The organism is uncultured Varibaculum sp., from assembly GCF_902489465.1.
Lineage (GTDB): Bacteria > Actinomycetota > Actinomycetes > Actinomycetales > Actinomycetaceae > Varibaculum.
Genome location: NZ_CABTZZ010000049.1, coordinates 1 through 12952 on the forward strand (window position 1 = coordinate 1; position 12952 = coordinate 12952).

Annotated in this window: 11 protein-coding genes; all 11 read left to right on the forward strand. The window is 53.5% G+C overall.

What is annotated here, in order from left to right; genetic code table 11:
• Positions 1 to 568 precede the first annotated feature (568 nt).
• On the forward strand, positions 569 to 2071 hold the full coding sequence (locus tag RDM26_RS07715) for an ABC transporter substrate-binding protein (RefSeq protein WP_307738394.1): 1503 nt from the start codon (positions 569 to 571) through the stop codon (positions 2069 to 2071).
• Position 2072: 1 nt separating this feature from the next.
• Positions 2073 to 3035 carry an ABC transporter permease subunit gene (locus RDM26_RS07720; RefSeq protein WP_307738395.1) on the forward strand — a complete coding sequence of 321 codons (963 nt, stop codon included), beginning with the start codon at positions 2073 to 2075 and terminating at the stop codon, positions 3033 to 3035.
• Complete coding sequence (locus RDM26_RS07725; protein WP_307738396.1) at positions 3032 to 3871, forward strand: ABC transporter permease subunit; 840 nt, start codon at positions 3032 to 3034, stop codon at positions 3869 to 3871. Before RDM26_RS07720 ends, RDM26_RS07725 begins: the two co-directional genes overlap by 4 nt.
• A complete protein-coding gene (locus tag RDM26_RS07730; RefSeq protein WP_307738397.1) occupies positions 3868 to 4692 on the forward strand; it encodes an ATP-binding cassette domain-containing protein in 825 nt (274 codons plus the stop codon). The genes RDM26_RS07725 and RDM26_RS07730 overlap by 4 nt, the downstream gene beginning before the upstream one ends.
• Positions 4685 to 5503, forward strand: a complete 819-nt coding sequence (locus tag RDM26_RS07735; protein ID WP_307738398.1) for an ATP-binding cassette domain-containing protein — start codon at positions 4685 to 4687, stop codon at positions 5501 to 5503. The genes RDM26_RS07730 and RDM26_RS07735 overlap by 8 nt, the downstream gene beginning before the upstream one ends.
• A 182-nt stretch (positions 5504 to 5685) precedes the next feature.
• Positions 5686 to 6819, forward strand: a complete 1134-nt coding sequence (gene dnaN / locus RDM26_RS07740) for a DNA polymerase III subunit beta (RefSeq protein WP_307738399.1) — start codon at positions 5686 to 5688, stop codon at positions 6817 to 6819.
• A 27-nt stretch (positions 6820 to 6846) separates the two neighbouring features.
• The gene (recF, locus tag RDM26_RS07745; RefSeq protein ID WP_307738400.1) at positions 6847 to 8175 is read left to right on the forward strand and encodes a DNA replication/repair protein RecF; all 1329 of its coding nucleotides are present in this window, start codon (positions 6847 to 6849) and stop codon (positions 8173 to 8175) included.
• Positions 8172 to 8840 carry a DciA family protein gene (locus tag RDM26_RS07750; protein WP_307738401.1) on the forward strand — a complete coding sequence of 223 codons (669 nt, stop codon included), beginning with the start codon at positions 8172 to 8174 and terminating at the stop codon, positions 8838 to 8840. Before recF ends, RDM26_RS07750 begins: the two co-directional genes overlap by 4 nt.
• Positions 8833 to 9624 (forward strand): methyltransferase domain-containing protein, encoded by a 792-nt coding sequence (locus RDM26_RS07755; RefSeq protein WP_307738402.1) that lies wholly within the window; start codon positions 8833 to 8835, stop codon positions 9622 to 9624. The genes RDM26_RS07750 and RDM26_RS07755 overlap by 8 nt, the downstream gene beginning before the upstream one ends.
• A 157-nt stretch (positions 9625 to 9781) precedes the next feature.
• Positions 9782 to 10882 carry a phosphate ABC transporter substrate-binding protein PstS gene (gene pstS / locus RDM26_RS07760; protein WP_307738403.1) on the forward strand — a complete coding sequence of 367 codons (1101 nt, stop codon included), beginning with the start codon at positions 9782 to 9784 and terminating at the stop codon, positions 10880 to 10882.
• 80 nt (positions 10883 to 10962) lie between these two features.
• Complete coding sequence (gene pstC / locus RDM26_RS07765) at positions 10963 to 11934, forward strand: phosphate ABC transporter permease subunit PstC (RefSeq protein WP_307738404.1); 972 nt, start codon at positions 10963 to 10965, stop codon at positions 11932 to 11934.
• Positions 11935 to 12952 lie beyond the last annotated feature (1018 nt).

The window sequence follows — 12952 nt, forward strand, 5'->3', positions numbered from 1 at the left end:
GATTCATGTCATACCTCAATCCGGGTCTGGCTCGGTAAAAGCACTCCGGGGACCCCGTGACCGGCTTAGCCGGTCAAAGCCCTCTCGTATCTTTTACCGGCCGCGACCCTTGCTAGCACCTTAGATTTTGAAGCTAACTACTTGATGTCACATGAGGGCTAGGTTTTATCCGAGTGGGCGCGGTGGGCATAAGAATTCGGAAAACGTCGCTACGTTTTTCGAATTCTTGGGCAGGAGGGAAAACTTCTCCCCCACACAAGGGGTACAGCTGGTACAAGATTCTCGTAAGGTACGCGCACTGAGCGTGCAGGGGCGGATTTATGCCGCAGGGTAGGCTCCGGGCGTTAAATCCGTGAAAATGCCAGAGCATTTTCCGGATTTCGGGGCGCGAGGCAAAATCCGCCCCTGTGCGCGGACGACTACCGGAGGAAAAACTTCTCCCCCCGCGCCCTCGTCTGCGCCTATGGAATATATCCGAGCAGCTGGTATCTGGCGGGAAATTATAGTGAGGCGGGTTAGCGACTATGATTGAAGCGATCATGACCCATTATCGACAAAGGGGAGATCCTTGCGTAAGCGTCTTTTGGCCGTGCTGGCGGTTGCCGGTTTGGTATTAGCTGGCTGTTCCAGCACTAATTCTTCCACTAATAAATCGGAACGAGTGCTCACGATCGGGGTGCATGCCACGCCCTCGACTTTAGATCCCTCGCATAACGATGCGGCAGCGATTACCTATGCGCTGCTCTATAACGTATATGAAACTCTGCTGCGAGTTGATGGTAAAGGCAAGATCGTGCCGCTGCTGGCGAAAAGCTACGAGGTTTCACCGGACAGAAAGACCTACACGTTTACTTTGAAGGACGCGAAGTTCGCTTCCGGCGCCCCCGTCAATGGGGCAGCAGTCGCGAAAAGTTTTAACTACCTCCTTAACGATAAGACCGTCAGCCCCACCCGCAAGCAAGAGATGGAAGCCCTGAAGGCAGTTAAGGATCTCGGGGGAAACAAAGTACAGTTTGAGCTTTCCCACCCCTCGAATGCGTGGCTATATTACATGAGTTCCACCGCTGGGATTATTTACGATCCGCAGGCACTTGATAAGGGAGACTTAGCTACTAAACCAGCTGGTTCTGGCCCGTACACCCTGAAAGAGTGGCGGCAGGGAGAAGAAATCCAGTTAGCCACTAACCAAAAATATTGGGGAGATAAACCCAAAGTTAAGGGAGCGACCTTCCGCTACTTCTCTGACCCTAACGCGATGAATACCGCGATGCTCTCTGGCTCGCTCGATATTATTTCTAACCTGGCTGCCCCTCAAGCACTCGATAAATTCACTGGCGATTCCCGGTTTAAAGTACTGGAAGGACACACTAACGGTGAAGTAGTGATGGGCATGAACCAGCAGCGCGAAGCCCTCAAAGATAAGCGAGTGCGCCAAGCTATTAACTATGCCCTTGACCGTAAAGCGGTACGGGACGCCGTTTGGGCAGGTAAAGGTTTGATGATCGGATCGATGGTACCTCCCACTGATCCCTGGTATGAAGATCTGTCGACGGCCTACCCGGTAGATCGGGAAAAAGCCAAGAAACTACTGGCAGAGGCGGGATATGGCGACGGGCTCACCTTAAAAATGCGGATTCCGACTTTGCCCTATGCTTCGGGTGCTGCCACTCATATCAAGAGTCAGCTGTCCAAAGTGGGGATTTCCTTGGATATTGAACAGCTAGAGTTCCCGGCACGTTGGATTGATGAAGTGATGGTCAAATCTAACTACGACCTGACTATTGTTGCCCATATGGAGCCACGCGATATTTCCCGCTTTACCAACACTGACTATTATTGGCATTACGATTCCGAGCAGTTCCGGGACTTGTATCAAAAAGCAGATCAAGCTTCCCCGGAAGAACAGGTAAAATACATGAAGCAGGCAGCAAAGGTACTATCTGATGATGCCGCTGCCGGGTTCTTGTGGCTATTGCCTAACCTGATTGTCACCAAGGCAGATATTAGCGGTTTGGCCGCGAACGTAACCGGACTGTCCTTCGATTTGTCTTCCATTAGCTACCAAAGCTGAAATGAAAGCGTCAGCAAAAGCCATCCTTAAACGGATTGTGACCCTATTAGTTAGCCTGATAGTGGCCTCTGTGGTGGTGTTTTTGCTAATAAATCTGCTGCCTGGGGATGTTACCGGGGTAATTTTAGGGGCGAATGCCGACCCGGAGTCGGTGGCGAAACTGCGGGCAGCAATGGGACTAGATCAGCCACTGATTCTGCGCTATTTTAGCTGGCTATCAGGAATGATTCGTCTAGATCCCGGTACCTCGATTTTCACGGGGCAGGCAATATCTGAGCAGCTACCTCACCGTCTTGAGGCTACATTTTCATTGGTCTTTGCAGGAATGTTTTTGGCGTTGCTGCTGGCCATTCCCCTGGGAATGGTGGGGGCGCTGTGGCGCAACCGCAAGAGCGGGATCGTGGTTTCCGCCCTCAGCCAGCTGGGAATGGCGGTTCCGGCTTTCTTAGCAGGCATGCTACTAACCATAGTTTTTGCAGTAAAACTGCAGGTTTTGCCGGCCAATGGCTATGTTTCTTTTCGAGAAGATCCTCTGGCATGGGCACGCTATCTTTGCTTACCGGCGCTTTCGATAGCGATAGTGCAAGGAGCGGTACTAACCCGTTACACCCGCTCGGCTTTTATCGAAGTAATCAAGCAGGATTATTTCCGTACGGCGAGGGCGATTGGTTGGCGTTTTCCGGGAGCACTACTGCGTCACGGGGTGAGGAACGCATCGTTACAGGTAATCACGGTCCTGGGATTACAACTATCCACCCTGCTGGTAGGGGCGATTGTGGTCGAGCAGGTGTTTGCAATCCCCGGCTTGGGTACCTATCTGATCGCGGCAGTCGGGCAGCGAGATTTAACCGTGGTGCAAGCGGTGGTCATGCTGCTAGTGGCAGCAGTATTGGTGATTAATGCCCTGGTGGATGTGGTCTACCAGTTGCTGGATCCAAGAATTCGGCAGGGGGTGGAACGGTGAAGACCGATCAGAAAATATCGCTGCGCCGCCACCCCAGCCTGTGGATGGGAATCGCGCTTGTCAGCCTGATAGTGCTGATGGGAATAGTGTCCTTCCTATATCTGCCTTTTGATCCTACGGAAGTGAGCGAACAGCGTTTAAGTGCGCCCTCGTCCTCCCATATTTTCGGTACTGATGATTTTGGCCGCGACGTGTTTTCGAGAATGCTCTCGGGAGCCGGAGTCTGCCTGTTAGTGGGGATAGTGTCGGTCAGTATCGGCGCCATCATCGGGGTTCCCCTGGGTGTTTATGCGGCTCAACGCGGAGGCTGGCCAGCTAAGATTATTGAACGCGGCCTCGATATTCTTTATGCTTTCCCCGCCCTGCTCCTGGCGATTTTACTGGCGGCAGCGCGTGGATCCGGGTCTACTTGGACGGCCATGGTGGCGATCGGGATCGCCTCGATTCCGGCTTTTGCCCGTAACGTGCGGGCAGCTACCTTGGGGGTAATGTCGCAGGACTATATGGTGGCGGCCAGGGCAGCAGGTACCCCCCGGTATCGCTCGACTTTCACCCACGTTTTGCCCAATATTATGCCGACGATAATCGTGCAGGCATCGGTGAGTTTCGCCCTCGCGATTTTGGCGGAGGCCGCCCTTTCCTATCTGGGGTTAGGGACTCGCCCGGACACTCCCACCTGGGGGTTAATGCTATTTGAAGCCCAAAAATCACTGTTGGTTACCCCGCAGTTGGCGCTGTGGCCGGCGCTGGGAATCGCCCTTACTGTCCTGGGGTTCAACCTATTAGGGGATGGGCTGCGTGAAGTACTGGATCCGCGACTTCGGGAGCGAAAATGAAGGGACTAAAAGTAGATAACCTGCAGGTTTCTTTTCGCGACCGCCAGGCAGTTAAAGGAATCAGTTTTGAAATCCCGCCCGGGGCACGCGTGGGGCTGATTGGAGAATCTGGTTCCGGTAAATCGGTGACCGCCCTATCTCTTATGGGTCTCCTTGATGAGGGCGCGCGAGTTTCCGGTTCTATTCGTCTTGACGGCCAAGAACTCTTATCCCTGACAGATAGACAGTTGGCACAGTTGCGGGGCGAGAAAATCGGGATGATTTTCCAAGAACCCATGACCGCCCTTGACCCCACGATGCGGGTTGGTAAACAGGTGGCCGAGGTTTTAGCGCTGCATCAACGCGGTAAACGGGGAAAACGCGAGGAAGTAATAAAAATGCTTCAGAGGGTGGGTCTGCCGGATCCGGAGCAAAGTGCTAATGCTTTCCCTCATCAGCTGTCTGGAGGACAGCGCCAACGAGTCATGATGGCGATGGCGCTGATAAATGCCCCCCAGCTGTTGATTTGCGATGAACCCACCACTGCTTTGGACGTGACTGTGCAGGCGAAAGTGCTGCGGCTTTTAGATAAAGAACTATCTGATAGCGCTGCGGCCTGTCTGTTTATTAGCCACGATTTAGCAGTGGTTAACCAGATTTGTGACTATCTGCTGGTGATGTATCAGGGGCAAATCGTAGAACGCGGCCCCCTCCGGCAACTGCTTGAACGGCCTAAACATCCCTATACTCGCGGCTTACTGGCAACCGCAGATATTGCGGCAGTAGCACCCGGCCAGCGCCTACCCGTCCTCAGTGATTTCTTTAGGGGGAGCGATGAGTGAGCAACCGATTTTCCTCGCCCAAGATTTGGTGAAAATCTATCCGCGCTCTAATGGCCAGGTACGCGCGGTAGCGGGCATAAACCTGGAAATTAATTCCGGCGAACGCCTGGGAATCGTGGGGGAATCTGGTTCCGGGAAGTCTACCCTGGTGCGGATGCTATGCGCCCTTTCTCGTCCTACTAGCGGGGAAATCTGGTTCGATGGGCAAAAGATTACGGGATTAAAAGAAAAGCAGTTAGGAAATTTGCGTTCGCGGGTACAGATCGTGTTTCAAGACCCGCTCAGTTCCCTAGATCCCCGGATGCGGGTAGGAAAGATTATTACCGAACCCTTGCGTTCTCCCTGGGTGCGGGGGCGGGAAGGGGTGCCTACCGATACCTCGACGCGTCTACAAGAAGTGCTGAGCGAAGTTGGTTTAAGTAGCGAGGACGCCCTCAAATATCCCCACCAGTTTTCGGGAGGACAGCGTCAAAGGATTGCTTTGGCTCGCGCCCTTGCTGCCCGTCCTCAGGTGCTAATAGCTGATGAAGCGGTCTCGGCACTGGACGTTTCGGTAAGAGCTCAAGTGCTGAACCTGATCATGCAGATCGCCTCGCGAGAGAACTTGACTTTATTATTTGTCAGTCACGATTTGGCGGTGGTGCGCCATCTATGTCAGCGGGTAGTGGTCATGCGTGAAGGAAAAATCGTGGAAGCCGGCTCAGTTGAGCGGGTATTTTCGGATCCGCAGCAAGATTATACTCGCGAACTGATCGCGGCTGCCCCCCGCTTACCCTTAAAGCGGCCTCCTGTGCAGCACGAAAATCTATAGATAATAATTCTGATCTAGCGCCAGAATCGGCGCGTTATCCCCAGTTTTGATCACTTTGGTGCTATTCGGGATGTGAAACCTTATAATGGGAGACTGAACAAATGATTCAGCCCGGCAATTACCGGCTGAATTTTGCAGATTCCGCGCCATAAACCATGGTCAAGAAGATAAAGGGGCAGCGCATGAAGTTCGTAGTCGAGCGCGACGTTTTCGAGGACGCGATCAGCTGGACCGCCCGCACTTTGCCGGCACGTCCAGCAGTAGCAGTACTAGGCGGGGTGTGGATGAGCGCCAAGGCCGGTATCGTAACTCTCTCCAGCTTCGACTATGAAGTTTCTTCCCGGAACCAATTTGAGGCCGACATCGAATCGGAGGGAGAAGTCCTGGTTTCTGGAAAAATGGTGGCCAACATTTGTAAGCAACTCCCCAAGAAACCAGTAACTGTCGAGATGGAGGGGGGCAAAGTCATTATTTCTTGCGGCGCCTCCAGTTTCCAGCTGGCAGTAATGCCCCTCGATGACTATCCGGCACTGCCACAAGTTCCCGAAGCGGTCGGGGACGTTGACTCCGGCGAGTTCGCGCGAGCGGTCGCACAAGTCTCCCGCGCGGCCTCCTCCGATGAAGCGCTACCTCTACTGGCGACTGTCCGGATGGAGCTATCAGATTCCCACCTGAACTTGATGGCTACTGACCGGTACCGCCTGGCAGTACGGCAAATGGATTGGCAACCGAAACAAACTGATTTCTCTGCCGATGCCCTGGTGAAGTCGCGGATTCTTTCCGAAATGGCCAAAGCGCTGTCTGGTTCCGGCGAGATTCACCTCGGTCTGGAAAATTCTTCCGAAGGAGGAGCGATCATTGCTCTCGAGGCCGGAGGACGCAAGATTACCTCCCAGTTAACGGAAGGCGATTATCCCCCGGTGACCAGCCTGTTCCCTAAAGAAGCGCCAATCAAAGCAGTTATTCGCCGTGAAGAACTAGAGCAGGCTATCAAGCGCGTTTCTTTGGTTACCGATCGCAGCGCTCAGATCCGCATGAATTTTGCGGACGGTAACCTCACTTTAGAGGCGGGTCAGGGTAATGACGCACAGGCTCATGAAGAAATGACCTGCACCTTTATCGCTGATGAACCAATGATGATCGTCTTTGACTCCCAGTATTTATTGGATGGCTTAGGAGCTTTGGATTCCGACTATGTGCGTATGTCCTTTACCCATCCCACTAAACCGGCAGTAATCACCGGGCAGGAAGAACTGGACGGGGATGACTCCCAAGATTTCCGGTACCTGTTAATGCCGATTCGTTACTCATCCTAAAGGACAGGGTAGAGCGCACCCCAGGCTATGTATATTTCTCGTATTGCTCTTGATGATTACCGTAGTTTTCATCAGTGTGTAGTGCAGTTATCGCCGGGGGTAAATATTCTGGTTGGCCCCAACGGTCAAGGTAAAACCAATTTTGTAGAGGCGATTGGATATTTAACTAACTTCCATTCCCACCGCGCTAGCGCCGATAGTGCCCTGGTTCGTTTTGCGCCCCAGTCGGCGGCGCTGGCGCAGCGCGAAAACTCGGAAATCGCAACTAGCCAGGATCAAGATTTAGAACTTCTCGCTACCGCCGCGGGTAATACCGCTGATACTGCCACTTCCGCGGCAGCAGTTATTCGGGTGAAAGCTCATTTGCAAGAACGAGAAGTATTGCTTGACCTGGAGATCGGATCTGGGAGGGCGAATCGGGCGCGCCTAGCCCGCAGCCCGGTTCCTTTAAAACAGGTACGCGGCCTGGTGGCCACCGCTATGTTCGCGCCGGAAGATTTAGATATTTTGCAGGGTGACCCCGCAGCTAGGCGCCGGTTTCTGGATGATTTGCTGGTGCAATTATGGCCGGTAGAGGCCGGTACTATCACTCAGCATCAAAAAATTCTGCGCCAACGCGGAGCCCTATTAAAACAAGCGGCGAAAAAGAAGCGTCGTGGGGCAGACCTTTCGTTAGAACTGTCCACGCTTGAGGTTTGGAATAACCAATTATCCCAGGTGGGAGCGCGTCTGATTGCAGGTAGAGTTCGGGCTTTGCAGGCTCTTGCCCCCTATGCGGCGCAGGCCTATTTGCTGGTGCTCGGGGAAGAACATTTAGCGAATTCCTCGCAAACTTTGGGGCTGTCTTACCTGCCGTCTTTTAATCCGCCCGCTGATCTGGCGGATCCTCAGGCGGTTGCCAGTGCCTTACAGGAGACTTTCGCGGCTCGCCGCCAGGAAGAACTTACTCGCGGAGTAAATTTGGCAGGTGCGCACCGCGACGATATGGCGGTGATGCTGGATGCTTTGCCAGTGAAAGGGTTTGCTTCCCACGGGGAAACTTGGAGCGCTGCCCTGGCTTTACGTCTGGGACAGTTTGAGCTGTTACGGAAGGTGGGGGAAACTCCGATCCTGATTCTAGATGACGTGTTCGCGGAGCTGGACCCCTCTCGACGCGCTGCCCTCCTGGATTTCATGGATCGCGCTGATCAGGTGCTAATTACCGCTACCAACCGCAAGGACTTGCCTGCTGAAATCGAAGGACAATTCTTTGAAGTTTTACGCGGAGGGCAGGGAACCCGGATTCAACCTGCATCCTTGCCCGAGCAGGAGGGCGGTAATGCGGCCTCGGAAAATGATCGGGGAGATGCTTCGTGAGTGAGCAGCCTCAGGAAACCCCCACCTACACCCAGCGAATGCTGCGGGCTGCCCAAGAGCATGCCTTTTCGCAGGGTTTGATCCGCATGTCTGCCAGCGAGCTGCGGCGCTTTCGGGGAAGACGAAACTGGGATGGGCTCGCTACCTCCCCTATGGCCGAGGACGCATCCGCCACTGAGTTTGGGGAGATTTCTTTAGGGAGAGTTAAAGGTATCAATGACAGCTATGCTCGTGATCAGGTTCCGGGATTAGCTCAATTGCAGCCCTCTCCCGGGCTTGCGGGGGCAGGGAATGGTGGCAGATGGTCACGCCGAGAACCGCGCAGTTTAGGGGCGGTTTGGAAAACTTATGTGCGAAATTTTGGGCTCGGGAAGCTACTTGATGAAGGTAAACTAAAAGCCAATTGGGAACAAATCGTTGGCCCTCAGGTAGCCCAACATGCCCAGATTGAATCCATTAAAGATGGAGACGTGATTTTGCGTTGCGACTCTACCCGCTGGGCCAGCGAGCTACGCAATCTGACTCCCCAACTAATGGGTCTAATCGAAGATCATGCCGGGGCAGTAGTGATCAAACGGTTGATTGTGTTAGGCCCGAAGGCGCCCTCGTGGAAATATGGGCCGCGTTCGGTGAAAGGGCGCGGTCCGCGCGATACCTATGGTTGATTTAGGTCCGCCTCCCGGAAGCGTTACCGATAGCCAGCAGGTAGGGGGCGCTGCTATCGGGGGAAACCCCTACACCTTGGCCGGAACCGATTACGAGCGCTACCGCCCCAACTATCCGCCGCTCGCGGTAGACGCGGCACTATCCGGGCTACAAAACCCGAACATACTTGATGTTGGGGCTGGTAGCGGCAAATTTACTCGAGCATTAGCAGAACGGGGAATCACTGTTAGTGCCCTAGAGCCCGCGGCAGCAATGCGCGAAATGTTCCGCGAATCCCTTCCCCAAATCCCCTTATACGAGGGTAAAGCCGAGGACGTGGCCGAAATATTTGCCCCCGGAACCTTCGATGCGCTGTGCTTTGCACAATGCTGGCACTGGGTAGATAGGGAGGCGGCTTGCGCGGCAGCAGCTAAAGTACTTAAACCCGGCGGGAGGCTAGTGATTATATATAACCAAATGAATGTGTCTTTTCCCTGGATAAAGCGGCTTTCTAGGGTGATGCGTTCGGGGGATGTACACCATCCTGACCGCGTACCTCAGCTGGGCAAGGGATTCGCAAAACCGGAGCTACGCCTTTTCCAATGGGGAATATCGCTACCGGTAGCTGCCCTTTTTACCTTGGCGAAAACCCGCTCATCCTATCTGCGAGCCAGCGTCAACGGAAAGCGGCATTTGCAGACTAATCTGAGCTCTTATTTATTCGATGATTTAGCTTTAAACCCTGAGCAAAGCGTGACTTTGCCGTATTACACCCTGGTGTGGATCGCCTCGGTGGCTAATTAGATACCTGCCTTATTGCAGGTAGAGGCGGTTTAGCTGACTAGTTTTGGGACTTGGAAATAATGTTCACCAAAAATTAACGCTGGCTTCAGAGAGGCGTTAACTTCGTGTCTTAGCTTGCAAGTGTCAATGAAAGATCTAAAAGAATTGAAGGAAAGACATGCGCAAGAGCATTAAATCTTTAGCTGTTATCGCTGGTCTTGCCCTTTCGGCAACCAGCTTGGCCGCCTGTGGTTCCGATAACGCTACGGGGACAGCTGAAAACACCAAGAAAGTAGAGACCACCGATATTTCTGGCAAACTTGCAGGCGCGGGCGCATCCTCCCAAAAGAGCGCAGTTGAGGCCTGGAAAGCCGGGTTTGCGGATGTAGCTAAAAATGTAGAAGTAACCTATGACCCGACTGGTTCCGGGGCAGGGGTTACTACCTTCTTACAGGGAGGCGTAGCCTTCGCGGGCACTGACGAGGCGCTTTCCAGCGAAGAAGTCGATAAATCCGCTGCGGTTTGCAAAGACTCCAAGGCGATTAACCTGCCGGTTTATGTATCTCCAGTGGTGGTTGCCTTCAACTTGGAGGGAATCAAGACGCTGAATATGAAACCGGAAACCATCTCCAAGATTTTCCGGGGAGAAATCACCAAGTGGAATGATCCGGCAATCGCCGCCGATAACGCGGATGCGAAACTTCCCGATTCCAAGATTGTGGCTATTCACCGTGCTGACCAGTCAGGTACCACCGAGAACTTTACCGATTACCTGCACGCGGCAGCTCCTAGTGCTTGGCCGGATGATCCTTCCAAGGATTGGCCGGTAGCAGGGGGCGAATCCGGAGATAAAACCGCGGGGGTAGTCGATAACTTGAAGAAAACTGAAGGCGCAATCGGTTATATCGATGCCTCGCAAGCCGGTGACTTCGGAACTGCCGCGCTGCAGGCAGGAGACGGTTTCGTGGAATACTCTGCCGAGGCAGCTGCCAAGATCGTTGAAAGTGCCAAAGTTGAGGACGGGCGGGAAAAGAACGACCTGGCGTTGAACCTGAACCGCACCCCGGATGATCCCGAAGCCTACCCGCTGGTACTGGTTTCCTACTACGCGGTTTGCCCGCAGTACAAAGATACCAACACCGCCAAAATGGTGAAAGCTTGGGTTAACTATGTGGTATCCGCTGAGGGACAGCAAAAAGCTGCCGAGGCAGCCGGATCTGCGCCCCTAGGTGCGGAAATCACCAAGAAGATCACTACTGCGCTCGACGAAATCAAATAAGACCCCCCATATTTGGGCAATGGTGGCCAGGGGTACCGGAGAAATACCGGTATCCCTGGCCTTAACCACCTGGAGGAAACGTGAGTATCAAAACCCTCCCCGAAAAACAAGAATCAAAACCAGCTTTCTCTCGAAAGGGAATTTTCAACTGGGATGGACTGTTTTATCTAGCTACCAAAGGTTCAGCGGTAGTCATTGCCGCCGTGCTAGCCCTGGTAGCGATGTTCCTGACTTTGCAAGCATGGCCGGCAATCTCTAACCCGGATCTGCGCCTGCGAATGCGCGGACGTACCGAAATGGTTAGCATCTGGGAGTACGTCGCGCCTCAGTTATTTGGAACGGTGCTGGCAGCAGCAGTTGCCTTGGCGATTGCGATGCCGCTTTCGATGGCACTGGCAGTATTTATTAACTTCTATGCTCCTAAGAAAATCTCGGCAATAATCGCCGGATTGATTGACGTAATGGTAGCGATCCCTTCGGTCGTTTATGGCCTGTGGGGCGGACTGGTGTTATTGCCAATCTTGCAGCCGGTTATGGAGTTTCTCGCCACCTATTTCGGCTGGTTCCCGTTGTTTTCCGGACCGGTTTCTCCGATTGGACGGGTTATTTTCTCCGCTTCAGCAGTGTTGGCGATTATGGTGATTCCGATTATCACTGCGCTGTGTCGAGAGGTTTATGCTCGCGCCCCCAGCTTGGAAATGGAGGCGGCGTTAGCCTTGGGAGCTACTAAGTGGGAAATGATAAAAACCGTGGTCTTACCGTTCGGACGTTCCGGTACGGTTTCAGCGGCGATGATCGGACTCGGTCGCGCTCTGGGAGAAACTATGGCAGTGGCGATGGTACTTTCTCCCGGCGCCTCCTACGTATGGTCGCTGTTTCGGGCGGGAGCGCACTCTACGATTGCCTCCAATATCGCCCTGCAGTTCCCAGAGGCTGATTCCAATATGGCGGCAGCGCTAATCTTCACCGGTCTAGTGCTGTTCGTGCTGACATTACTGGTCAATTCGGGTGCACGTTGGTTGGTAGCTCGTAAAGAAAGTGCGGGGAAATAAATGAGTGAACAAAATCAGAATCAGGGCGACCTGAAGTTGAAACAACAATCTATAGGCATCGGCAAAGATTCCGCCAGTCCCCGAGCAGTTAGTCAGGGTAAAAACGATAAGCTTGCGGCTTTATCTTCCTCGGATAATACCTCTGCTTTGCAGGCGGTAATCCTAGAGAGAAAACTTAAATACCAGGAAAAACCCGACAACACCGAGTCAAAAATGCAGGTACAGCCTGCCCGGCTGGGTGGAGGAAAAGCGCTAAGTTTTCGCCGTCGCTTCACTAATAAGGCTATTGCCGCTTCTATGTGGCTTTGTGGTCTGTTGGTACTGGCGATTCTCGGATCTATCGGATACGAACTTGTTTGTCGGGGCATCGGGATTATTTCCCCCTACTTCCTGAGCGTATCTATGAAAGGCGTGTACGGGGGGATGGAAGCTGGCGGTATCTATCACGCGATGGTGGGTACCTTACTGATCACCCTGGTAGCAGCGGTTATTTCTGTTCCTCTGGGGCTGCTGGTAGCCATCTACCTGACCGAATATGCGGGCAACACCAAGTTCGCCAAACTCACTACCACCTTGGTGGATGTGATGACCGGTATTCCTTCTATCGTTGCCGGCCTGTTCGCGGCGGCTTTATTCACCATGGTGATTGGCCCGGCTTACCGCTCCGGTCTCATGGGGGCAGTTGCCCTCTCGGTACTAATGATTCCCCTGGTAGTGCGTTCATCTGCTGAAATGCTACGGCTGGTACCTAATGACTTGCGAGAAGCCTCCTACGCCTTGGGGGTTCCCAAATGGCGCACTGTGATATCAATAGTGCTACGTACCTCGGCAGCGGGTTTGGTGACTTCCGTGGTGGTGGCCATTGCCCGGGTAGTGGGGGAGACGGCTCCTTTGCTGATTACCGCCGGAATGTTTGACGCGATTAACAACAATGTGTTTTCCGGTCGCATGGAAACTCTGCCGGTCTATATTTACCAGCAATACACCTCCACAGTTTCGTATGCCGTCTTCTGCTTGA